At 52.9% G+C, this 20,099-nt stretch carries 27 protein-coding genes and 3 pseudogenes; 22 read left to right on the top strand and 8 right to left on the bottom strand.

Annotated features, from left to right (window positions below; genetic code table 11):
• Positions 1-16 precede the first annotated feature (16 nt).
• Positions 17-697 (top strand): annotated as a pseudogene (locus tag SGP1_RS11840) (aldo/keto reductase).
• Between the two features lie 75 nt (positions 698-772).
• Here SGP1_RS11840 and SGP1_RS11845 read toward each other — a convergent pair.
• Positions 773-1,645: a D-hexose-6-phosphate mutarotase gene (locus tag SGP1_RS11845; protein ID WP_011411174.1), complete on the bottom strand. Its 873-nt coding sequence runs from the start codon at positions 1,643-1,645 to the stop codon at positions 773-775.
• Positions 1,646-1,713: 68 nt separating this feature from the next.
• The gene (gapA, locus tag SGP1_RS11850) at positions 1,714-2,712 is read right to left on the bottom strand and encodes a glyceraldehyde-3-phosphate dehydrogenase (protein ID WP_041866934.1); all 999 of its coding nucleotides are present in this window, start codon (positions 2,710-2,712) and stop codon (positions 1,714-1,716) included.
• A gap of 343 nt (positions 2,713-3,055) precedes the next feature.
• Here gapA and msrB point away from each other — a divergent pair, with 343 nt between their 5' ends.
• Together msrB and SGP1_RS11860 are read left to right on the top strand one after the other, a co-directional pair.
• The gene (gene msrB, locus SGP1_RS11855) at positions 3,056-3,469 is read left to right on the top strand and encodes a peptide-methionine (R)-S-oxide reductase MsrB (RefSeq protein ID WP_011411176.1); all 414 of its coding nucleotides are present in this window, start codon (positions 3,056-3,058) and stop codon (positions 3,467-3,469) included.
• Between the two features lie 50 nt (positions 3,470-3,519).
• On the top strand, positions 3,520-3,792 hold the full coding sequence (locus SGP1_RS11860) for a YeaC family protein (RefSeq protein ID WP_011411177.1): 273 nt from the start codon (positions 3,520-3,522) through the stop codon (positions 3,790-3,792).
• 204 nt (positions 3,793-3,996) lie between these two features.
• Here SGP1_RS11860 and SGP1_RS25640 read toward each other — a convergent pair.
• From SGP1_RS25640 to SGP1_RS11875, 3 genes and pseudogenes are all read right to left on the bottom strand, one after another.
• Positions 3,997-4,463 (bottom strand): annotated as a pseudogene (locus tag SGP1_RS25640) (isochorismatase family protein).
• 202 nt (positions 4,464-4,665) lie between these two features.
• Positions 4,666-6,516 (bottom strand): signal peptide peptidase SppA, encoded by a 1,851-nt coding sequence (gene sppA, locus SGP1_RS11870; RefSeq protein WP_011411178.1) that lies wholly within the window; start codon positions 6,514-6,516, stop codon positions 4,666-4,668.
• 249 nt (positions 6,517-6,765) lie between these two features.
• Entirely contained in the window at positions 6,766-7,122 is a 357-nt protein-coding gene (locus SGP1_RS11875) for a tyrosine-type recombinase/integrase (RefSeq protein ID WP_050747594.1), read from the bottom strand.
• A gap of 106 nt (positions 7,123-7,228) precedes the next feature.
• Between SGP1_RS11875 and SGP1_RS11880 the strand changes: the two are divergent.
• Positions 7,229-8,069, top strand: a pseudogene (locus SGP1_RS11880) (IS5 family transposase).
• A gap of 26 nt (positions 8,070-8,095) precedes the next feature.
• Here the strand turns inward: SGP1_RS11880 and SGP1_RS31420 are convergent.
• Positions 8,096-8,272 (bottom strand): hypothetical protein, encoded by a 177-nt coding sequence (locus SGP1_RS31420; protein WP_166506638.1) that lies wholly within the window; start codon positions 8,270-8,272, stop codon positions 8,096-8,098.
• An 817-nt stretch (positions 8,273-9,089) separates the two neighbouring features.
• The gene (locus SGP1_RS11885) at positions 9,090-9,683 is read right to left on the bottom strand and encodes an AIPR family protein (RefSeq protein ID WP_050747595.1); all 594 of its coding nucleotides are present in this window, start codon (positions 9,681-9,683) and stop codon (positions 9,090-9,092) included.
• On the opposite strand from SGP1_RS11885, the gene SGP1_RS11890 reads away from it, so the two are divergent.
• From SGP1_RS11890 to SGP1_RS11965, 18 genes are all read left to right on the top strand, one after another.
• Positions 9,677-10,339 (top strand): hypothetical protein, encoded by a 663-nt coding sequence (locus tag SGP1_RS11890; RefSeq protein ID WP_050747596.1) that lies wholly within the window; start codon positions 9,677-9,679, stop codon positions 10,337-10,339. The two genes, SGP1_RS11885 and SGP1_RS11890, sit on opposite strands and share 7 nt — an antisense overlap.
• Complete coding sequence (locus tag SGP1_RS11895) at positions 10,293-10,658, top strand: hypothetical protein (RefSeq protein WP_041866936.1); 366 nt, start codon at positions 10,293-10,295, stop codon at positions 10,656-10,658. The genes SGP1_RS11890 and SGP1_RS11895 overlap by 47 nt, the downstream gene beginning before the upstream one ends.
• Positions 10,624-11,043: a DUF4054 domain-containing protein gene (locus SGP1_RS11900; RefSeq protein ID WP_243465994.1), complete on the top strand. Its 420-nt coding sequence runs from the start codon at positions 10,624-10,626 to the stop codon at positions 11,041-11,043. Before SGP1_RS11895 ends, SGP1_RS11900 begins: the two co-directional genes overlap by 35 nt.
• Before the next feature lie 52 nt (positions 11,044-11,095).
• Positions 11,096-11,425, top strand: coding sequence for a hypothetical protein (locus tag SGP1_RS11905; protein WP_011411180.1), 330 nt, complete (start codon positions 11,096-11,098; stop codon positions 11,423-11,425).
• A gap of 203 nt (positions 11,426-11,628) precedes the next feature.
• Positions 11,629-11,997 carry a hypothetical protein gene (locus SGP1_RS11910; protein ID WP_243465995.1) on the top strand — a complete coding sequence of 123 codons (369 nt, stop codon included), beginning with the start codon at positions 11,629-11,631 and terminating at the stop codon, positions 11,995-11,997.
• A 198-nt stretch (positions 11,998-12,195) separates the two neighbouring features.
• Entirely contained in the window at positions 12,196-13,266 is a 1,071-nt protein-coding gene (locus tag SGP1_RS11915) for a hypothetical protein (RefSeq protein WP_011411181.1), read from the top strand.
• A gap of 44 nt (positions 13,267-13,310) precedes the next feature.
• A complete protein-coding gene (locus SGP1_RS24055; RefSeq protein ID WP_011411182.1) occupies positions 13,311-14,021 on the top strand; it encodes a hypothetical protein in 711 nt (236 codons plus the stop codon).
• A 10-nt stretch (positions 14,022-14,031) separates the two neighbouring features.
• Entirely contained in the window at positions 14,032-14,826 is a 795-nt protein-coding gene (locus tag SGP1_RS11925) for a hypothetical protein (protein ID WP_011411183.1), read from the top strand.
• Entirely contained in the window at positions 14,826-14,972 is a 147-nt protein-coding gene (locus tag SGP1_RS30765; protein WP_158302381.1) for a hypothetical protein, read from the top strand. The genes SGP1_RS11925 and SGP1_RS30765 overlap by 1 nt, the downstream gene beginning before the upstream one ends.
• The gene (locus SGP1_RS11930) at positions 14,965-15,294 is read left to right on the top strand and encodes a hypothetical protein (protein WP_041866938.1); all 330 of its coding nucleotides are present in this window, start codon (positions 14,965-14,967) and stop codon (positions 15,292-15,294) included. The genes SGP1_RS30765 and SGP1_RS11930 overlap by 8 nt, the downstream gene beginning before the upstream one ends.
• Complete coding sequence (locus tag SGP1_RS27380) at positions 15,257-15,553, top strand: hypothetical protein (protein ID WP_050747600.1); 297 nt, start codon at positions 15,257-15,259, stop codon at positions 15,551-15,553. The genes SGP1_RS11930 and SGP1_RS27380 overlap by 38 nt, the downstream gene beginning before the upstream one ends.
• Positions 15,510-15,947 (top strand): hypothetical protein, encoded by a 438-nt coding sequence (locus SGP1_RS27385; protein ID WP_050747601.1) that lies wholly within the window; start codon positions 15,510-15,512, stop codon positions 15,945-15,947. Before SGP1_RS27380 ends, SGP1_RS27385 begins: the two co-directional genes overlap by 44 nt.
• A 2-nt stretch (positions 15,948-15,949) precedes the next feature.
• Positions 15,950-16,309 (top strand): hypothetical protein, encoded by a 360-nt coding sequence (locus SGP1_RS11940; RefSeq protein ID WP_041866939.1) that lies wholly within the window; start codon positions 15,950-15,952, stop codon positions 16,307-16,309.
• Positions 16,306-16,779, top strand: a complete 474-nt coding sequence (locus tag SGP1_RS11945) for a hypothetical protein (protein ID WP_011411185.1) — start codon at positions 16,306-16,308, stop codon at positions 16,777-16,779. Before SGP1_RS11940 ends, SGP1_RS11945 begins: the two co-directional genes overlap by 4 nt.
• Positions 16,763-17,260, top strand: coding sequence for a DUF2612 domain-containing protein (locus SGP1_RS11950; protein ID WP_243465996.1), 498 nt, complete (start codon positions 16,763-16,765; stop codon positions 17,258-17,260). Before SGP1_RS11945 ends, SGP1_RS11950 begins: the two co-directional genes overlap by 17 nt.
• A gap of 120 nt (positions 17,261-17,380) precedes the next feature.
• Complete coding sequence (locus tag SGP1_RS11955) at positions 17,381-18,265, top strand: phage tail protein (protein WP_050747602.1); 885 nt, start codon at positions 17,381-17,383, stop codon at positions 18,263-18,265.
• A 43-nt stretch (positions 18,266-18,308) separates the two neighbouring features.
• Positions 18,309-18,701, top strand: coding sequence for a hypothetical protein (locus tag SGP1_RS29685; RefSeq protein ID WP_148203479.1), 393 nt, complete (start codon positions 18,309-18,311; stop codon positions 18,699-18,701).
• Complete coding sequence (locus SGP1_RS11965; protein ID WP_041866941.1) at positions 18,698-18,925, top strand: hypothetical protein; 228 nt, start codon at positions 18,698-18,700, stop codon at positions 18,923-18,925. Before SGP1_RS29685 ends, SGP1_RS11965 begins: the two co-directional genes overlap by 4 nt.
• A 1-nt stretch (position 18,926) precedes the next feature.
• Here SGP1_RS11965 and SGP1_RS27390 read toward each other — a convergent pair whose 3' ends face one another.
• Complete coding sequence (locus SGP1_RS27390) at positions 18,927-20,000, bottom strand: acyltransferase family protein (protein WP_011411187.1); 1,074 nt, start codon at positions 19,998-20,000, stop codon at positions 18,927-18,929.
• Positions 20,001-20,099: the final 99 nt, after the last annotated feature.

Genomic DNA, 20,099 nt, shown 5'->3' on the forward strand with positions numbered 1-20,099 from the left:
TCTTGAGGAGGGGACTTTGAGCGCCAGCGACATTCGATTTCCCGATGAGCACAGCGTGCCCGCCATCGGTCAGGGAACATGTTATATGGGCGAGCGAAACAGCGATATTGCACAGGAGGTGCGCGCGCTGCGCTGCGGCCTGGATGAAGGTTTAACGCTTATCGATACCGCCGAAATGTATGGCGACGGCGGCTCGGAGCGGGTAGTAGGGTAGGCAATCGCCGGTCGTCGCGACGAGGTGTTTTTGGTGTCGAAGGTGTATCCGCAAAATGCCGGCGGGCAAAAAGCCGTCACCGCCTGTGAAAACAGTCTTCGCCGGCTGCAAACCGATCATCTGGATTTGTATCTACTCCATTGGCGCGGCGGGATCCCACTGGCGCAGACCGTTGAAGCGATGGCTCGATTGCAGCAAGACGGGAAAATCCTGCGCTGGGGCGTCTCCAATCTCGATGTCGCCGGTCTGGAAGAGCTTGAGGCGGTGCCGGGCGGTGAAGCGTGCACGACCGACCAGGTGCTGTATCATCTTGCCTCGTGGGGGATTGAATATGATCTGCTGCCCTGGTGCCGCCAGCGCCAACTGCCGGTGGTAGCCTATTGCCCGCTGGTGCAGGCCGGCAAATTACGCAAGGGGCTGTTGCACCACGATGCCGTGCAGAGCATTGCCGCGGAATTAGGCGCGACCGCGGCGCCGCGTTAGCGGTTAAGCTTCCTGCCAGCGTTGCAAGGCGTGGGCGCCGCGCTCCCGTTGTTGCGGGTTACCGCTTGCGCCGGCTCAGGACTTACGCAGACGCAGCGTTTGCCTTAAGCGCGCCGGCGTGGCGGAGGTGCTGATAAGCGGTGCATTGACCCGCGCCGTCTCCACACACACATAGCTCAGGTAACTGTCATCAGCCAAATCGCCGATCGATTGCGACAGCGATTGCCCACAGTTCCAGGACACGACGTCGCTATGATGCTGATGGTGGACTTCAATCACCCGCCCCAGCACCGGATCATGAATCAGGCTGGTTTCCGCCGGCGCGGTGTAAACGCGGTCCACTTCGCCGGAAAAGGTCAAATCTCCCTGTTGCTGGGCAGGCAAGGCGCCGTTGACCTTATCGATAAAGTTGGCGCCGAGGCCGCTGACGTGGATATCGCCGATGGCTCCCACGGTGAAATAGCTGTGCAGCGCGGCCGTTGCCTGATACTCACCCTCGGCCACCAGTTCGATACTGCAGGTCTGCCCGAGCGTAAAATGGGCTTTAAGCGTGAACGGGTGGGGGAAAAAGGGTTCGGTCAGGGTGCTATCGCGCAGGGTAAAGGTCAGTTGTACCTGTTGGCCGTCCTCGCTGTGATCGCTCAGTTCCCACGGTAGAATACGGGCGAAGCCATGATTCGGGGTAGCGATCTTGCCAAACCAGGGCCAGCAAATGGGCACGCCACCGCGTATAGCCAGGCCTTCCTGAAAAGCGCTTTTCTCGCTTAACCATAGCACCGGTTGCTCGCCGGTGGGCTGCCAGGCGATAAGATGCGCCCCCTGCAACGTGATCGCCGCCCGCACCTGCGGATGGTCCACCGCCACCAGCAGCAACTGATCCTGCTGGCGCAGTGTTAACGACGGCGACAGCGTTTGCTTGACGGGCAAGGCAAGAAGAGAGTCGGACATGATATACCTCCTGAGTAAAAGAAAAAGGGCGACATCGCTGCCGCCCTTTCGTCATCTGGTCACCACGCTTATTTGTTGGCGATATGGGAGATCAGATCCAACACTTTATTGGAATAGCCCGTTTCGTTATCGTACCAGGCTACCAGTTTGACAAATTTGTCGTTCAGCGCGATACCTGCTTTGGCATCGAATACGGAGGTCAGCTTTTCACCGTTGAAATCGGTGGACACCACGTCTTCATCGGTGTAGCCCATCACGCCTTTCAGCTCGCCTTCGGCGGCTTTTTTGATGGCGGCGCAGATGTCTTCATAGGAAGCCTGTTTTTCCAGACGCGCGGTCAGGTCGACCACTGAAACGTTCGGCGTCGGTACGCGGAAGGACATACCGGTCAGTTTACCGTTCAGCTCGGGAATCACTTTACCCACGGCTTTAGCCGCGCCGGTAGAGGAGGGGATGATGTTCTGGGATGCGCCGCGGCCGCCGCGCCAGTCCTTGTGGGACGGGCCGTCAACGGTTTTCTGAGTAGCTGTGGTGGCGTGAACGGTGGTCATCAGGGCTTCAACGATACCGAAGTTGTCATTGATGACTTTGGCCAGCGGCGCCAGGCAGTTGGTGGTACAGGAGGCGTTGGAAATGATATCCTGGCCATCATAGGCTTTGTGGTTAACGCCCATGACAAACATCGGCGTGTTATCTTTTGACGGGCCGGTCAGTACCACTTTCTTGGCGCTGGCGGTGATGTGCTTACGCGCCGTTTCGTCGGTCAGGAAGATGCCGGTGGCTTCAGCGACAACGTCTACGCCGACGTCACCCCATTTCAGGTTAGCCGGATCCTTCTCAGCGGTACAACGGATGGTTTTACCGTTGACCACCAGATGACCGTTCTCTACGGCGACGGTACCGTTGAAGCGACCGTGGGTCGAGTCGTACTTCAGCATGTAGGCCATATAATCAGCATCCAGCAGGTCGTTGATGGCAACGATTTCGATGTCGTTACGTTCCTGCGCAGCACGGAAAACAATACGGCCGATACGGCCAAAACCGTTGATACCTACTTTGATAGTCATATATTCCACCAGCTATTTAATAATGAATAAAAGGTTACTTGTAAATTTACAAAAACCTCGCGCAGCGTCAAGCAGAATCGTGTCAATAGTTGCGGCAAATCAATCCGGACCCCGCTCAGCGCACGATATGTACGCAACTGACTCAACACAGTTATCTTCTATATGGGGATGGCAGGGTCCAATATAAACGGCGACAGGTTGCAATATGTGATTGATATCACACTTCTGCGGCGACAATGTGTCTTTGTAGAGTTTACGCCAAAATTGCCTGCCGCGTTGTTAATTATTTGTTATAATAGTAGTACTAAAAAGCATACCTACCCATCGCCCGAGAAGCGTAACAATGGCCAATAATACTCCCCCCAGATTACCCGATGAAGCAATGACCGAGATGCAGCGTTATGTCACTCAACAACGGGGCACCGAGCCGCCCTACAGCGGTAATCTGTTGGAAAATAAGCGAACTGGGCAGTACCATTGCCTGGTATGTCATGCGCCGCTATTCTATTCCGAAACGAAATATGATTCCGGCTGCGGCTGGCCGAGTTTTTATGAGCCGGTGAGCGACGAGTCGATCCGCTACCTCGATGATGATAGCCACGGCATGCAGCGGGTGGAAATCTGCTGCGGCAACTGTGATGCCCACCTGGGACATGTATTTCCCGACGGGCCGCAGCCGACAGGGGCGCGCTTTTGCGTCAACAGTGCCTCACTGCGTTTTCGGGACGGGGAAAACGGTGAAGAAATCGCCGGCTGAAACTTAAGATTTATCGATTCAGCTAATTATTCCACAGTAAGGGTGCGGTAATGGATGTTGAAGCGCTACTGGCGACAATGACGCCGGAAATTTATCAGCGGTTGATGACCGCCGTGGAATTGGGCAAATGGCCCGATGGGATGGCGTTGACGCCGGAACAGAAAGCCAACTGTTTGCAGATGGTAATGCTGTGGCAATCGCGCCATAACAGCCACCCTGAACACATGAGTATTGGTACCGACGGCCAGATTACCATGAAGAGCAAGCGCGCCCTGCTGGAAGAATTGAAGAGCGCCACCGTCGAGGTGCTTAAACCCCGGTGACGTTTCCCCGAGCAGGAGGCTCAGCCACCGTCTAAGCCTTGCCAAGCTAACCGGTAGGTGTAACGCGCCGCAGTCGGCCAGAGGCGGCTCAGCGGGGATCAACGCTGCCGGCGGCGTCTAGGATTACTTGCGCGGCTTGCTATCTTGAACGCGCATGAAGCGCGGAACAAACGAGGCGTACGGCCCACGGGTTAGGCATATAGCTCATCGGTGAGACGCGCCGTAAAGGCATCCAGCGTCAGTAATTCGGCGCCGCGGCGCGTCATCTCCCGCATCCTGCGGTTGCAGGTTGACCCCCCGGCAGCCATCGGTAAGCACTTCGGTGCCATAGCCTAAGTGCAGCGCATCCAGTACGCTGTATTTAACACAATAATCCGTGGCCAGTCCCATCACGGTCAGCCGGTCAATCTGCCGCGCCCGCGGTATTCTGCACGCAGTGAACCGGCCACCAGATTTGCGCCAGATCGTCCAGTGTGCCAAGGGTATTGATCTGTTGTCCGGCGTTAACGGCAAAGCTGCCATGATCCTGCGGGTGCCAGTCCTGGCTGGCAACGACGGGTATCCCGCACCGGACGCACAGCGCCAGCGACGCATTGGCCACGGCGATCACCATCTCCCCCCCCGGTGCAGGAATCCTGTTGTAAATCAACTAAAAATAATGCTCTGGCCATGGCCTTCTCCAGATTCATCGAAGTGACTTAATTCACCGCGCAGATCTTGTTACATAAGACGGCGAATAGCCAGATCCGACAACGCCTGGCTAAGTAAAAAATGTAGCTTGGTCAGGGCAGCCTCGACAGTCATATCGCCTCGGCGGGGCGTTGTTTCAGGTGGCCCGGCGTCCGGGGCACCAGGACGGTCGCAGGTAACGCCCTAGCGCAAGATTTGCTCGCAGGAAAGGCAAAAGGCGTAACGATTTTGCGGATCGTTCCAGTTAAAGCCCAGGCCGGCATCCATCTTCAACCTGTCCACCACTTGGGTGACCGGCGCCGGCAGCCAGGACTGGATAAGCTGCGGCAGTAAGGCATACACCGAGGCGCTGGTCTGCGTGAACAGTAAATTCCACAGGCCCGGATCATCCAGATACCAGTTCAATTGGTATTGCTTCAACTGCGCTAGTTCAGCGGCTTTACTGACGGCATCGTCGAAATCACCCACTCGATCGACCAGCCCGTTTTGAACCGCATCGCTGCCAATCCAGACATGGCCCTGGCCGATTTTGTCTATCTCCTCTGGGGTTTTGTGGCGGGATTGCGCGACCAGAGTGATAAAGTTGCGATAACCGTTTTCTACGCTAAGTTGCATCATCTGCGAGAATTCCGCCGGCAGCGTTTTGGTCAGCGACACATCCGCCAGCGGCGAAGTGGCAACTCCATCGGTGTGCACGCCGATGCTGTCGAGGGAGTTCTCAACGGTATTAACCACCCCGAAGATGCCGATCGACCCGGTCAAGGTGCTGGCGCTGGCGATGATGTAATTGGCGGGAGTGGACACCCAATAACCGCCTGACGCCGCTATACCGCCCATAGAAATCACCACCGGTTTACCTGCGGCGCGCGCGGCGGCCAGCTCGGAACGAATGACCTCGGAGGCAGTAACGCTGCCGCCTGGGCTGTTGACCCGGAAGACAATGGCCTTGATGTCGGGATCCATGCGCGCATCGCGGATTTGGTCGGCGGTAGTGTCGCCCCCGACCGATCCTGGCGTTTCCGGACCATCGATGATGGCGCCATTGGCGAAAATAACGGCGATCTGACCGCCCTGTTGCGTCGACGTCACCGGCTGATAATCATAAATACTGATGCCATTAAACGCCTTGTCGCGCTTGTTCCAGCCAAACGCCTTGGTCAGGGCCGCGTCAATCGCCGAGCGGGACGCTACTTCATCCACCCATTTGTTATTGAGCGCGAATTGTGCAGTATTGCCCTCGACCGCGCGCAGATCATCCAACATTGCCTGGGCGCCCGGGAACAATTGCGCCGGCGTGGTTTGCCGATTGGTCGCCACCGTCGTCAAATAGTGCTGCCACAGTTGACCCACCCACCGGCTATCGGCTTCGCGGGCGTCGTCGGACATATTGTCGCGCAGGAAAGGTTCGACCGCGGATTTATAGGTGCCGACGCGGAAGATATGGCTATTGACTTTTAGCTTGTCGAGTAAGGTTTTATAGTAAAGGTTATTCGTTGCTATGCCGTGTAAATCCACCGCTCCCTGGGGCGTGAGATAGATTTTATTGGCATAGCTGGCAAGATAATATTGCGCCTGGCTATAGCTGTCGCCGACGGCATAGATAGGTTTACTGCTATCGCGGAATTCGCGCAGCGCCTTGCCGATGTACTCCAGCGAAGCCTGGTCCGCACCGGCAAAATCTTTCAACGACAAGACCAGCCCAGTGATATTGGCGTCGCCTTTCGCCTGGCGTAGCGTATCCACCACGTCAAACAGCGAATTTTCCTGAAGCCGGTTGCTGGAAGCGCCCAGCAATTCGCGGCCAAGCTGACGGAATTTATTATTCATGGCCGGCTTGTCTACCACCGTACCGGTCAGATCCATCACCAGCGCGCCTTTTGCCAGCGTCGGCGGTGTGTGACGCATTTGTAAATAGATCCCGACGACGATGATGAGAACCACCAAAAATACGTTAAGAATAAATTCACGGATGAAATTCAGTAAATGCCAGCACCATCTGAACGGGCCGGAAATAATTCGCCACAATGTGCGCATGGGATCTCCAATAAAACAGCGAAGTTCAAAATCATAATATAAAATTTGTCCGGCCGCGCTCTAAAAAACGCTTCAGGTAAAGCTTACCAGCGCGCCGATACTGCCGGCCGTGAGGGGTGGAAAATGCCGGAATCGCCCATGTCCGCCCCGATCAATGGCAGGCTGTTACCGGCCAGGGCGCTATGATACCGTTAGCGCCATTAAAATATCAGCATTTTCATTCAGTAGGTTACAAGTTATCGATCGAAATTACTCAATCTCAGCCCACTTCGATCCTCTTACATCCCGGTACTTATCGGTCATCTCGGATGAATTATGTCCTAGCAATTTTTGCTCATAATCCCTACCTTTCTTATCGGTGTAAAGTCGCGCTGCCAAACTTCTGATTTCATGAAATGGGGGAGGGTTACGTTCCCATGTTAATCCAGATGCTTTGCGAGCTTTCCGAAATCCAGCGGAGAGTGTTTTCGCAGAAAATTGCTCGTGTCCTGCATCGGCGACAATATGCGCTCCACCGTTGTGTAATGCCCTAAACTGGTTCAGTACATCAGAAAGGCATAAGTTGAGACAGTCGATGCGGGTTGTCTCGGAGAACACAAGCATCATGCCTGTTTTCGCCTGTTTTCGCCTGTTTAATGGCTTTGTTGAATAAATATAACGTTTAGGTGATCGTCTGCTCAGATCACTACCGTCATTTCAACATCTGCACTCCATGGCAAAGCAAAAGTTTAAAATAACCAACTGGTCCACTTACAACAAAGCTCTCAAGCAGCGCGGGGCTCTGACGATATGGCTGTTGTTGCATGGACGGAAAAAACAACGCCTGAACGGCCGCTTCACTACGCAGATATGGCTATCACCACTGTTCTGATGATGAAACTTGGCCTTTCGTAAGGGCTTTACAGGGCTTCGTTGACGCCATTTTTAAACTGATGATGGTGCTGCCGCTAAGATGCCCAGACTACTCGCTGATCAGCAAGCGAGCAAAGACAGTTAAGATTAGCATAAAAACGCCGACCCGTGGTGAAATCTCACCTCTAGTCATTGACGGAACCGGCCTGAAGGTCTTTGGCGAAGGCGAATGGAAAGTCCGACAGCATGGTGCCGACAGACGGAGGGTGTGGCGTAAGCTGCATATGGCCGCAGACAGTGTAACGCATGAGATTATCTGTGCTGACTTATCGCTCAGCGGTACGACGGATACTCAGGCCCTACCCGCTCTGATAAACCAGACCCAGCGGAAAATCAGGGAAGCGTCAGCTGATGGCGCTTACGATACCCGCTACTGTCATGATGCTCTGCTGAGGAAGAAAATAAGGCCTCTTATTCCTCCACGAGGTGGGGCGCAATATTGGCTAGACCGATACCATGAGCGTAACTACGCCGTTGCGAGTCAGCGTCTAAGCGGCAGTAACGATGTATGGAAAAAGCAAGTGGGCGATCATCTAAGTCTGCGTGACTATGATGCGCAGGTAGGTGAGGCAATGGAGATGGTCAAAGCGCTTAACAAAATGACGCTGTTAGGAATGCCGAACAGCATCCGGATCGCATAACAATCGATCTGCTAGGGGGTGCGTAGTCACACAAGTTCTGATTTATTCAACAAAGCCTCTTTGCAGCAGAAATTACCCTCGGCTGGGTCTTCACAATTATAGCAACGACCGGTTAGGGGTAATTCCTCTTCTCGATAATGGGCAATCTGGTGTTGGCGGAAAGCTTCTTCGTGTTGGCTGTCTAAATCGATATCATCTGCCATAAATCTATTTAATGCTCCTAATCGTTTAATGGTAATCAGGTATTGTCCGTAAGTGGAGCCTAATATTTCTCAACCATCCTTGCTGCATAAGCGAGTGCATCCTCACGGTCGAAGAAGTCGCCGATGGCCTGTAGCAAGCCGTCGTAGCCTCGGATATAGACGCTAAAAAATTCAGGATTATCATTCTATTGCATTATATCGCCGTAGTTGTCTACAAAGCCAGACAGGATTATATTAGTAACAATCGTCCCCGGCGCTATCAGGCGGTCGAATTCGTCAATGAGCTTTTGCATGGTGGTCTCCGTGGTAATGTTGACGACGCTATGAGCTTACAGACTGAGTCTATTGATTTCCTCAAGCTTATTTTCTATCTCATCGGCCACACGTATAATTTCACGCGCAAATTCTCTAGCAATTCTCGGGCTAACTTCGCCTATCTAAGGCCAACTTACTGTTACACGATTTTCGTATTTTAATTCAGCAATATCGAACTTTATGTTGGCGGTAATGTTTTTTAAGCATATGCCGTCATCGCCAAAAATAGAAATCATGGACATCGACTATTCTCCGGTTATTAAATGATTACCTCGCTGAAAATGTCCCCGCCTGTCGTGTTAAGTGCCTGCTTTGTTGACCCTCTCAGGCGGCGAGGGTTGCTGCTATTCCCCAACAGTAAGGTGGATGTGTAGATAACTGTTTCCAGGTTGACATCCTCCATTTGTCGGAATGATATGTCACTAGGACAGGGAGGGATGTATATGAAGCTTACTCAGTGCGCCGTAAAGCCCCGTCTTTCAGAGCGGGGAGGATGTCAAAACTAGACCGACTTAAGAATTGCTAGAGTAAGCGAAGGGCCTTTGGCTGTTTTATCATCACTTCCTAAAAGATTAAACTCTTCTAAAACAATGTCTAAACTTTCGAGTAAAATATCATCTTTTATGTTTATACGAGAAATAGATGATAAATTATCAATTATTTTTTCCTTTGTACCAAGGAGCTTGATTGCCGTAACCATCGCAACGTAAAACTTAATATTTGTTATTGTCTTAGTATCGAGAGTGAACTTTTCTGAATTACTCTTTAAAAATGCTTCTGTGGTTTTAATGATTAATGTCACTTTTAGATAAATATCAATATTAATGTCCCGACTAAAAATCTTTTTATATTCAACATCAGAATTGAGCAATGTAGATGGTCGAGCTCTTGCGGTGTCTGGTTTGAGTAAAAATATGGCCATCATTGATTGTGCTAAGTAAGCAATGCTTATTATTTTTGATACTGGCTTCCCTGAGTTTTTATAGAATTTTTTCTTCCTATCATAGTAAAAGTCGTTGGCTTTAAAGTAGTCTTCTATATTTCTGTGAATTACATCTGAACTTCTTAATGAAGAGGGAATGTTACGGTTTGGCACTAGTTAATTATGTGGCTGAAAAGCAGAATGCCATTGCCAACACATTGAATATCGTGCGCAACAAGTTCTCTTTCTACGGCGTTTCAGGCGTGAACCACAGTGCGCTCAATGATCCGTCCCTGCCCACGCCGATTACCCCCGTGGCGAATGCCAGTAAGAAAACGCAGTGGAAAGATAAAACCATCCAGGAGCGCTATAACGATATTCTGGCGCTGTACGGCGATCTGGTCGGCCGCACTCACGGTGCTGTCGGGGATGGGGTAGATATGGCTTCGCCGTTAAAACTGGTGCTTTCTAACCAGGCGTCGGTCTACCTGAAAAGCGCTAATGAAAGCTTCAACACCTCGCTGGAAGACATGATTAAGAAAGCCTTCCTGAATCTGGTGATTGAAACTGCCCCGCAGTTCAGTACCGATGCCGGTGAACTGATGCAGATGTTCCTGCCGGAATGGGGTGGCCAGCCGCATGCTATGTGGCCTTCTCGGAGAAATACCGCGCGCATCCGGTCATCACCCAGCCGTCAAGCTGGGAGCAGAAAGTTTCCGCCGGAACCTTTGGTACCGTCATCACACAGCCGATGCTGTTTGCTCAGATGTTGGGGATTTAATCATGGCACAAAAAATCATTGTTGGATGCCGCCTGCCACACGGTCTTAGCGTTACGGTTGATGGCGTCCGCGTAACCTTTAGCGGTGCCAGCCACGGTGTTAAATCCGAAGAGGGGGTGTTTACGCCCTTCGGTGTGAATGGCTGTGGTATTACCCGTGATGTCGATGCTGAGTGGTTCGACACATTTTTGGGGCTTTACGCCGCCGCGCCTTATGTCCAGAAGGGATTGATTTTTCAAATCAAGTCCGAAAACGCCATTCATGATGTTACCCGTGAACGCAAAGGCGTAAAAACCGGCATGGAGCAGGTGGTGCCGAAAGACGGCGATGGTGATGGTAAAGGTGCTGTCGTCACGGAGCGTGTGTAATATGGTGTCGGTCACGCTTGATATCCCCCGATTTCGGGCGTGGTATCCTCGCTTTAGCAATGTTACCAATGACGCACTCGTTTACCTTTTTGAGCTGGCCTGTATGGGGTTTGATAACAGCGACTTTTCGCTCGAATCCAACCTCGATAAACGCGAGCGCCTGCTGTATTTGCTGCTGGCCCACCTGGCCCACCTGGCCCACCTGGCCCACCTGGCCCACCTGGCCTATGGCCGCTATGGTGATGCGGACGGTCACGGTGGTGAAGGGGCGGTGGGACGTATCGGCAGTGCAGCGTCAGCGTCTCTTTTGATATCGGCACTGGACTGCCCTTTGACGCCGTCTGGTATATGCAGAGCGAATATGGGCAACTCTTCTGGCAGCTGACCAAACCCTACCGACTGTTTGCCTATTTCCCCGGCGAAACAGGAGGGGCAGGTTGCGTAAGATGAAAGCACTTCTTGACGCGCAGGAAAAGCGGCTTCAGTCACGGGTACTGAAAGTGGGCTTTGCCGCAGGCGCGGCCTACCCTGATGGCACGTCGGTGCCGGTGGTGGTTTATACGAATGAGGTAGGACGACCGGAGAAAAGGCAGCCTCCACGCCCTTTTTTCCATATTGCCATCGCTGAACATCAGGTGGACTGGGTGCGCACCTGTACTCGGGCGTTACGTGCCGGCGTAGACACCGATACGGCATTAAATCTGGTGGGCGAGCAGGCGGTTGCGGATGTGCAGGCCTCAATTCTGGCGCTGTCATTTCGCCTGTAATGCCATCTTGTCCATACCGGCTCTGGAAGCCAAATACAGCTTCGTTAACGGGGTGCTGTATTCCTGGCCCCCAGCCCCTGTAGGGCAACGTATTCTTGGCGCGCGCCAGGCCGTTTTTCATTTTGAGTCGGTGACCCGGAGTGCCCTGTAATGCGAAAAACACATGAGTATGTCGTGAAAGAGCAAAACCGTGATGCGGGAAGGTGTTTATCATCACCGAAATGTCCGCCGTGGCGGGCGAAGATTTGGCTGAAGAGATGTTCAGAGTCATGGGCCAGTCACGTTTTTACAGCATTCCGCCCGAGGTGGTGCAGATGGGCACGGCGGGGTTGGCGACAGTCGGCCTGGCGGCCCTTGCCAATGCAGATCGTGAAGCGGCCAGGCTTATCAGCCAGCGACTGTTGTCCACGGTGAAAATACGGATTAAGCATGAGGGCAAGGTGATAGAGCGGGCACTAGATCCTGATAATGATTTTGAGGAGATTTCCACCCTTCGCGCGCTTAAAGATAACGTTTTCAGGCTCAATTTCGATTTTTTAACCGTCGCTGCTGAATCGACTACCCCTGCCTGAGAGACGGCGGCAGTCCCCCGTCACTGGTCACGACCCGCAATATCTCCCCGCATATCGCCGCCGTGGTGCGTTCAGGTAAAGCGCGCTTAATTGAGCTGCAGCAGGATTACAGCGTGAAAGATCTGTGGGATTTTTTGGAAATGATAGCGGTGGAAAGCCATAACCACGCTGCCTGGCAGCATTACAGCGAGGTCAACCATGGACGTCGATGAGTATGTCTATGTCTACCGGGTAGACGCCCGCGATTTTCTTAACAACAAAAAGAAAATCGTCATTGCCCTGGATGATCTGGATAAACACACGGTACACAGTGGAAAACAGGTCAGTGTGCTCAGTAAACAGGTGGCTGTCAGTGGGCGGGAGGGGGTCAATGCCTTTTCTGCGCTATCCAAGGCGGCGTTGGGTTTCTTTGGCGCTTCCCTGACGCTTGGCGGCATAACGGGCCTGCTGGGCGGCATATCGTGCAACCTGACCCAGCTGGGAAACCAGTCCGCCTATCTGGCTATCCCGGCACAACGTCTTGATGGGCTGTCTCGTGCCGCAGAAGCCGCCGGCAGCAGTACCGGCGCAGTGATGACGCAGCTAAAAAAACTGCGCGATTCACAGGCATGGCTACGTGCCGGTATTACGGATGTCAATGACTATACGCTGGCGTTATCACAGTTACAGGGCGTCACCGGGGTAGACATTATCGGTGCAACATCGCCAGATGAGGCCTTAGATGAGGCCTTCGCGCGTGTTGGCCAGGCATTGCGATCGCTCAAAAACGCCGATCTGCGTCTGCAATACGCTAACCGGCTCGGACTCGACGCGGGCTTGCAACGCAGCATGAGCGACCAGACATTTGACCGTAACGCCAGCACATTTACCCGTAATTCACGTTTGACCCCCGCGCTGATTGCCCAGGCGCAACGGGTCAATGCCCAGCTCGAAGATCTGAAGCAACAGATGGGGATTTTAAGCCTGCAGGCGTACGACGCCATTATTCCGATAGCCGAAGCGCTGATGCCCATACTGAAAGACCTGATTAAATATGTTGCCGATCATGGCGATGATATTGCGGCCTTTTTCAAATCAGGCGCGGCAGGCATCCAGGACTTTACGGCGGCGGTCGGCGGTGCGGAAAATGCCATGAAGCTGCTGCTGGCAGCCTGGGTAGCGGTCAAAGCAAAAGGATTATTGACGGGTGGCGCGGCGGGGGCTGCTGGTAGGGCAGGGGCCCTCGGAGCGGCCCTCACGGCAACCGGCGCGAGCGACTCAAGGCATTAAAAGACGGACGACACTATGGCGGGATCGCCACACAAAGCGAAGAGATGCGTGAGCTTGCACGGCTGAAACATCACAATCTGGCGGTAAATAGCGCTCAGGTTGCACAGCATGCACAGTCTGCTCGCCTATCGAGGGGGATCCGCAACAACAATCCCGGCAACATTGAGTTTAGGGGGCAGCAGGGGGCGACGGGGAGTGATGGGCGCTATGCCATCTTCGAGACACCCTACACGGGGATCAAGGCGCTATCGGGACAGTTGATGCGCTATTACAGCGGACAAACCACCGGGCGGCCATTGCGCACCGTTAACGATATTATCTCTACGTGGGCACCGGCCGGTGAAAATAATACCGTCGCCTATATTGCGCAGGTGTCCAAGGCGCTAGGTGTTGAGGCACATACGCGACTTGACCTTAATGATAACGCCGTGATGCAAAAACTGGTGTCGGCCATTATTCGGCATGAAAACGGCACTAACCCTTATGACGCATTGACCCTTGCCAAGGCGGTAGCAGACAGTCGTACCGACAATCCGCAGATGGCAGCGTACTACCCGCAGCAGCAACGCGCTCTCCAACAGGCGCAGACGGTCAATCATAGCCAGCGTGTCAGCCATACCGTAACGGAAAATCATATCCAGAACGTAAATGTGACGACGAACACGGCACAGGCTGATGTGCTGCTCGAGCAGATACAGCAAAAGGCGCGCCAATCGCAGCTGACCGCGCCGTATATCAGCGGCGTCATGCCGTAAAGGGGGCCCTATGGCGTTCGTTAATCGCAATAGGCTGAATATCAATGCCGCCACCCTGTTCAATGCCTTGGGCGGTGGCAGTCCACTCAGTATCATCAACAGTATCGTCGGGGCGTCTTACCGTATTCTAAAGCATAAGACGTCAGAAAATGCATTAGGGTTTGATGGCGTCGTGGCGCTGCAGCCCACCAAAGGGGCAAGCATTCTTACTGCACCCGTGGCCCAAGGCCAGTACGGTGCCTTCAACAAGATCCAATCGCCCGGCAAGCTGACGGTCAGGGTGGCGATTAACGGCTTTACCGGATATGCCGGCTCAATACCGAATCTGGCTAACCTGACGCTGACCAGCCAAAGCGATATCCTGGCGGCCATCGACGACATGATCGCCAATACCGATCTGTACGATATTGAAACACCGAAAGAAACGTTTGTCAGCTATGATCTGGTGGGCAAGGACTACAGCGTGACAGCAAGAAACGGCGTCACCTTGCTGGTCGTGGATCTGTTTTTTCAGGAGGTGATACAGGCGACAGAGGTCGTGCTGTCCTCCCCGGCGACGCGTAACCGCCCTGCCGCCAATGCCACGGCGAAGAGTGCCAGTGCGGTCACTGAATCGGTACCCGGTAATACCCGTAGTGTGAGCCTGGATACGGTGAAAGCGGTACCACGCAGCGGACAGCCTGTTCCCGCGCCGGGCAATACCCGCGCACTCAAGACGGTCGGGCAATCGCCGCAGGCGGTCGGTAGCGCCACCGGCAACGCCCTTCGTCAAGATATTCACGCTATCGCGCAAGGACTTTTCTGATGCTGGAGATGTCACTTAGCCCCCTGAAAGCCCAACAGTTTACCGTAGGGCTGGCGGGGCAATCCTGCCTTATCCGCCTGTTTCAAATGCCCAACGGCCTTTATCTGGATCTGTCTCGATTACCGCCTCAGCGCCTTTGTGGATGAGCAGAATACGTTTCATGCCTGGGTAAAACAACGTGATGGCCTGCGTCCGCACATCAGCCCGGCACATGGCCTGATTGGTTACCCGGTCTTTACCCCCCGCGGGATCCTGTTTAATACCGTCTACTCCCCGATGCTGAGTGTGGGCAGGGCGGTTTATCTTGAGACTGCATTACCGAATGCCACAGGCAACTACATTATTTTTGCCGCCGATCATGTTCTGACCACCTGGAGCGAAGGCGGGGTGTGGCAAACGGTCTGCCAAGCAACCAAGGAGAGTGTCACCGATGACAACGCCGTATATCCGCGCGGAATACAGCAATAGCGATGCGGGCAGTATTGAATTTATGATTGAAAAAATGCTGACCGGTAAGGTGTTTATTGAGCTGGCATGCGTCAATGCCTGTGATCCGGCGGTACAAACCGTCGATGTGATCCCGCTGGTTAATCGCACCGATCCCGAGGGCAAACCGATAACGCACGGCACGGTCTACGGTGTCCGTTTCCTGCGCTGGCAATGTGGCGGGAGTGCCATCATCTATGAATCCGGAGCCGGGGGATATCGGGCTGTTTGCCGCCTGTAACCGGGATATCAGCCTGGTTGTCGCCAACCACCGGGGGGCGTTGGCGGGTAGCCAGCGTCGCCACTCGCGCACGGACGGTGTTTATCTGGGCGGTCTGCTGAATGCCTTTCCGACGCAATATCTGGAGCTGGCGAAAAACGCGATCAATATCGTTACCCCAATCCGGTCAATGTCTCGGTGCCGCCATGCCACCCTCAAGGCCCCCCCGGAAGGGGTGACCATCGATACGCGGCTGGCGGCCTTCACGGGTGATATCGTTGACCATTCTGGTAGTAATAGCGTGTCGCTCAAAGACTTGCGCGACCATTTTAACCGCCATCGGCACGACGTTCAGGGTGTGGAGAGCGGCGGCAGTCGCGTCACGTCTGCACCGCCTGATAATCCGACGGAGTAAGCATGCTAACACAGTCACTGAAATTGCATTCACAGACGTGGGATCTTACGCTGGACGGGGCCGGTCATCTTGCCACGGTGTCCGAGGCGGTCGCAGTAGCACAGGACGTGGTGAGCGCCTGTAAAACGTTTTTGGGCGAGGTGTGGTTCAATGACAAGCTTGGCATACCGTGGATGAGTGAAATACTGGGTAAGCCCACCACGACCACCTTTATCCAGGCGCAGCTTGAACAACAGGCGATGAGACTGCCCTACGTGGCGCAGGCCAGAGCCACCGTCATAGCCCATCGTGATAAGCGCGGGGCCAGCGGCGTTATCGCGGTGATCGATACGAATGGAGAAAGCAGCCAGGTGTCTTTATGAACGAGAAAACCTTAACGACTGTGGTACCGGGCGTCACCCTCACCGAAGCGGGGCTGGCTATTCCCGATATTGCCGATGTGCTGGCGGGTCGCCTGGCGGATTTTGATGCTGCGCTGGGCAGTAGCATGAGTCGTGAACTGACCACGCCACAGGGGCAGATAGCCAGCAGCGAAGCGGAAATCATTTACCGGGCAGGACGATATCAACGCCGCGGCGACCATCGGGGCACTTATCCCTGCCGGGCGGTTTTATGCCGGTGTGCCGCCGCTGACCCGGTCAGGCTGAATATCGCGGTGATAGAGCTATCACTGGACGCTCAGCACTGGTCGTCGGGGGTGACGCTGGGTATTGACCAGGTGCCGGTGACGTCAGAGACGGCTATTCAGGTGGTGACGGCTGAACTACCTGAAGACGATACAGGCGTAGTATGCAGCATCACTGGCGTTAAACGCTGTGATAGCCACCTTTGAGCAGGCCGTCAGTCTCGAGCGCTTTACCGACACCTTTTTAACGGCGTTATGGGATATCGAGACGGCACAAACCTATGGTCTGGATATCTGGGGAAAAATTGTCGGCGTGTCGCGTTATCTGACGGTGGAAGATACCCCGGATTATCTGGGCTTTGACGAAGTTGAAATCACCGCCATTGACGGCTACCCGCAGCCGTTCGATGTGTCACCGTTTTATGCCGGGCTGCAACCCTCATCGGTGGTCAGATTAACCGATGATGCCTACCGCAAGCTGATACGGGCAAAAGCCTTTAGCAATATTACCGATGCCACTATCCCGTCGGTTAACCGCTTTTTGCGCATTCTGTTTACTGACCGGGGCAAGGTGTACTGCACTGACGGGTGGGATATGGCCATGAACATTGTGTTCGAGTTTCCGCCGACGCCGTCTGACCTGGCGATACTGAAAACGCTGGCATTGTGCCGGTACCGAGCGGGGTAGAGGTGCGATTTATCATTGCGCCGACGCTCAATCTGGGCTTTGCGGCAGACACCTATACGATGGATGAGGGCACCTTTTACTGAATGACCTGCGACATACAGGTTTTTTATGGGAGTTTACATGAAATCCAGCCATACCCCCACCAAACACGCGATACCGTTCGGGCAGAACGGCAACAAGCGTGATATCCCGCTGGAAAGCAAAACCGGCAGCGGCGAGGCCTCGCTGAGTCTGGGCTTTCCGCCGGAAACGATGGTGCCCAAAGTCTCGGGCGGCATTCCGCCCAGCGGCAAGGACTTTAACGGTATCCTCAATGAACTCTCGGCGATGGGTCGCTGGGCCAATGCCGGGGCGGGTTACCCGTTTGATGCGGCGTTTGCCAACGCCATCGGCGGTTATCCTGCCGGTGCGAAAATCCCGAACGTGGAGAACAGCGGTTTCTGGCTGAACACCGTCGATAACAATAACAATCTGGATAATCCCGAGGTGGCAGACGACCGGCTGACGGGCAGGGTACCGGCAGAAAACTACGGTATTGCCACGCTATCCGGGCTGGTAAAGGCGGATGTGACGCTGACCACGTTACAGTCGGCCAAGGTGCGTATCGTGCTTACAGGTGAGCTGAAGGCCAATATGGCGGTCATTTTCCCCGCGTGGCAGACGAGCTGGACGGTGGTGAATCAATGCACGGGCAGTGGCTCGCTGATTTGTCGCACGAAAGCGGGAGCGGGTGTTGTGGTGCCCAAGGGTGAGTCGAGGGAGATTATTGGCGACGGCAGTGGCCTTGTGCCGCGTATCGTGAATGCCAGCACAACAGTTGCGGGCATCACCCAGCTTAGCAGCGCCATAGACAGCGACAGCGAGACGCTGGCTGCGACGCCAAAGGCGGTGAAGGCGCTCGCTGATACTCTCAGTAGTGGCCGCCTGCTGAATATCCAGTCCTTCACCAAAAGCGGCATCTATACGCCGACGCTGGGGACACGGAAAATCCGCGTGAAATGCTGAAGCGCTACTTGATGTCACGCCCCTTTCGTCCGTAAGCGTTGAGGTGGACACGGGTGGTGCGGCGTCTCCTGCTGGCGTCTCTCAGGATGGTGGTGACGGTGGTGGCTCGTCTTTTGGTTCTCTGGTGTTTTGTGAAGGCGGTGGCGGCGGCATAATTAAAAACGGTTCATCCGTTAGCGGCAAACCAACTGGTGGGAATGTAATGATGGTCTTCGGACAGTCCGGGCAAGGGGGTACCTATACCTCCGGATTATTAATCAACGGCAACGGCGGGGCCTCTTTTGGCGGCTATAACGCACTGCCCCATGTTTCTAAAGATGGCGATTATGGATCGTTTCCCGGCGGCGGCGCGATGGGGGCCTATGTTGATGAGAATACGCGCTATGCTTCCGGTCGTGGTGGCGATGGTCTGATTATTGTCGAGGAGTACTCATGAAGGAAAACACCGGATCGTATGCGCTGATACCTGAAAACAGCAACAGGGTTAAAAATATTATTGTCGCCAGCGATGACCATAAGCGCGACGGTTATTACACCGTCAGGTACGACGAGAACACATTTTGTCAGCCCAGAATGTACTACAACGCGAAAACCGGGCTTTTTTATGATGTTCCGGAATTCACAACAATCAATAAGCGTCAACATAATAAATCACTATAAGCTATCTTTTGGATCTTATTGAATCTCTAATTTTAGATATGGGATTATCTATTAGCACTATGGTTATTAAACCAAAACATATAGACAGGCCATATCCAATAGAGAATATTAACCATCCATTTTTTTCAGTTGGATGTCCTATCAGCTGCCATGCTGCAAGTCCCATGAAAAAATGGCAAAGAAATATGGGGTATGAAAGATCTCCTAAAAATTTAGCTAGTCTTGAAATTTTTCCTGATAACGTTGTTGCATGTAATGCTACAACTGCTCCCAAAGCAATGATGTTATTGAAATAGTAATGAAATGATGCGAATGCCTCGTCACGCTGCCATCCAATATACCAATTGGTAATAAACAAAAATGAGAAAAGGAAAAGAGAAAATATTTGATATCTTGTGGACTTGATTAAAGCTTTATTTTTCTTTTCTATTGAATGGGATAAAAAGTAACCTAGAGAGCCTATACTAAAGGGAAGCATTGCGGCTAAAAAGGGAGAATAGGTTGTTATGATGTTGTCGCTGACACTTATTGAATACCAATGATAAATGCCGCTAGTGAGTATTGCTAACATTGCCCGTTTATACCCTCTTGCTACAAATGACCAAAGAATAAAATAACATACAATTTCAACGGCGATAGACCATGATGATGTTACCGCCCTAAACATATAGCCATCAAAGTTTAAAATTTCTGGTATTGCAAAAGTATAGAAAGGTGAAATAACAATTTTATCAGACAACAAAGCCCAAGGAATCAATAGGACATTACCTAAAAGCTCTTTGACTGATAGATGAATGCCATAGGAGTGATGAAAATCCGTGGTGTTGTTAGAAAAGAAAATACATATAATTCCTATGATACAGGCGAACCAGTATAAGGGGAAAAGGCGCAAAAACCTATTCTGGGCAAATGGTATTAATTTGAAATCGTAAGTTCTATTAAGAATCATGGTTATCAGATAACTACTTATTACATAAAAACAATTTACAGCATATAAACCTAAATTAGGAAACTTTGCTACTAAATGAAAGATGATGACACTAGTCGCAAGAAAGAATCTGATAATGCCCAGCATATTTTACGCCCTGTTATTTTGTAGCAAACACATGTACTTTATGAATGGCTAAATTTGGTAAAAATCATAGACTTTTCCAAGGTATTGTCAATTCAGGCC

The organism is Sodalis glossinidius str. 'morsitans', from assembly GCF_000010085.1.
In the GTDB taxonomy this organism is placed as follows: domain Bacteria; phylum Pseudomonadota; class Gammaproteobacteria; order Enterobacterales; family Enterobacteriaceae; genus Sodalis; species Sodalis glossinidius.

Bases quoted from the DNA above. Each gene is read 5' to 3' on its own strand.
- SGP1_RS31420 (WP_166506638.1), bottom strand. From the start codon at position 8,272: ATGGCAGATGATATCGATTTAGACAGCCAACACGAAGAAGCTTTCCGC.
- SGP1_RS11860 (WP_011411177.1), top strand. From the start codon at position 3,520: ATGGATGTTGAAGCGCTACTGGCGACAATGACGCCGGAAATTTATCAG.
- SGP1_RS27390 (WP_011411187.1), bottom strand. From the start codon at position 20,000: ATGCTGGGCATTATCAGATTCTTTCTTGCGACTAGTGTCATCATCTTT.
- SGP1_RS27380 (WP_050747600.1), top strand. From the start codon at position 15,257: ATGACAACGCCGTATATCCGCGCGGAATACAGCAATAGCGATGCGGGC.
- SGP1_RS11900 (WP_243465994.1), top strand. From the start codon at position 10,624: ATGGTAAAGGTGCTGTCGTCACGGAGCGTGTGTAATATGGTGTCGGTC.
- SGP1_RS11965 (WP_041866941.1), top strand. From the start codon at position 18,698: ATGAAGGAAAACACCGGATCGTATGCGCTGATACCTGAAAACAGCAAC.
- sppA (WP_011411178.1), bottom strand. From the start codon at position 6,516: ATGCGCACATTGTGGCGAATTATTTCCGGCCCGTTCAGATGGTGCTGG.
- gapA (WP_041866934.1), bottom strand. From the start codon at position 2,712: ATGACTATCAAAGTAGGTATCAACGGTTTTGGCCGTATCGGCCGTATT.
- SGP1_RS11845 (WP_011411174.1), bottom strand. From the start codon at position 1,645: ATGTCCGACTCTCTTCTTGCCTTGCCCGTCAAGCAAACGCTGTCGCCG.
- SGP1_RS11945 (WP_011411185.1), top strand. From the start codon at position 16,306: ATGAACGAGAAAACCTTAACGACTGTGGTACCGGGCGTCACCCTCACC.
- SGP1_RS11875 (WP_050747594.1), bottom strand. From the start codon at position 7,122: ATGATGCTTGTGTTCTCCGAGACAACCCGCATCGACTGTCTCAACTTA.
- SGP1_RS11895 (WP_041866936.1), top strand. From the start codon at position 10,293: ATGGCACAAAAAATCATTGTTGGATGCCGCCTGCCACACGGTCTTAGC.
- msrB (WP_011411176.1), top strand. From the start codon at position 3,056: ATGGCCAATAATACTCCCCCCAGATTACCCGATGAAGCAATGACCGAG.
- SGP1_RS27385 (WP_050747601.1), top strand. From the start codon at position 15,510: ATGAATCCGGAGCCGGGGGATATCGGGCTGTTTGCCGCCTGTAACCGG.
- SGP1_RS24055 (WP_011411182.1), top strand. From the start codon at position 13,311: ATGCGTGAGCTTGCACGGCTGAAACATCACAATCTGGCGGTAAATAGC.
- SGP1_RS11940 (WP_041866939.1), top strand. From the start codon at position 15,950: ATGCTAACACAGTCACTGAAATTGCATTCACAGACGTGGGATCTTACG.
- SGP1_RS11955 (WP_050747602.1), top strand. From the start codon at position 17,381: ATGAAATCCAGCCATACCCCCACCAAACACGCGATACCGTTCGGGCAG.
- SGP1_RS11915 (WP_011411181.1), top strand. From the start codon at position 12,196: ATGGACGTCGATGAGTATGTCTATGTCTACCGGGTAGACGCCCGCGAT.
- SGP1_RS11925 (WP_011411183.1), top strand. From the start codon at position 14,032: ATGGCGTTCGTTAATCGCAATAGGCTGAATATCAATGCCGCCACCCTG.
- SGP1_RS30765 (WP_158302381.1), top strand. From the start codon at position 14,826: ATGCTGGAGATGTCACTTAGCCCCCTGAAAGCCCAACAGTTTACCGTA.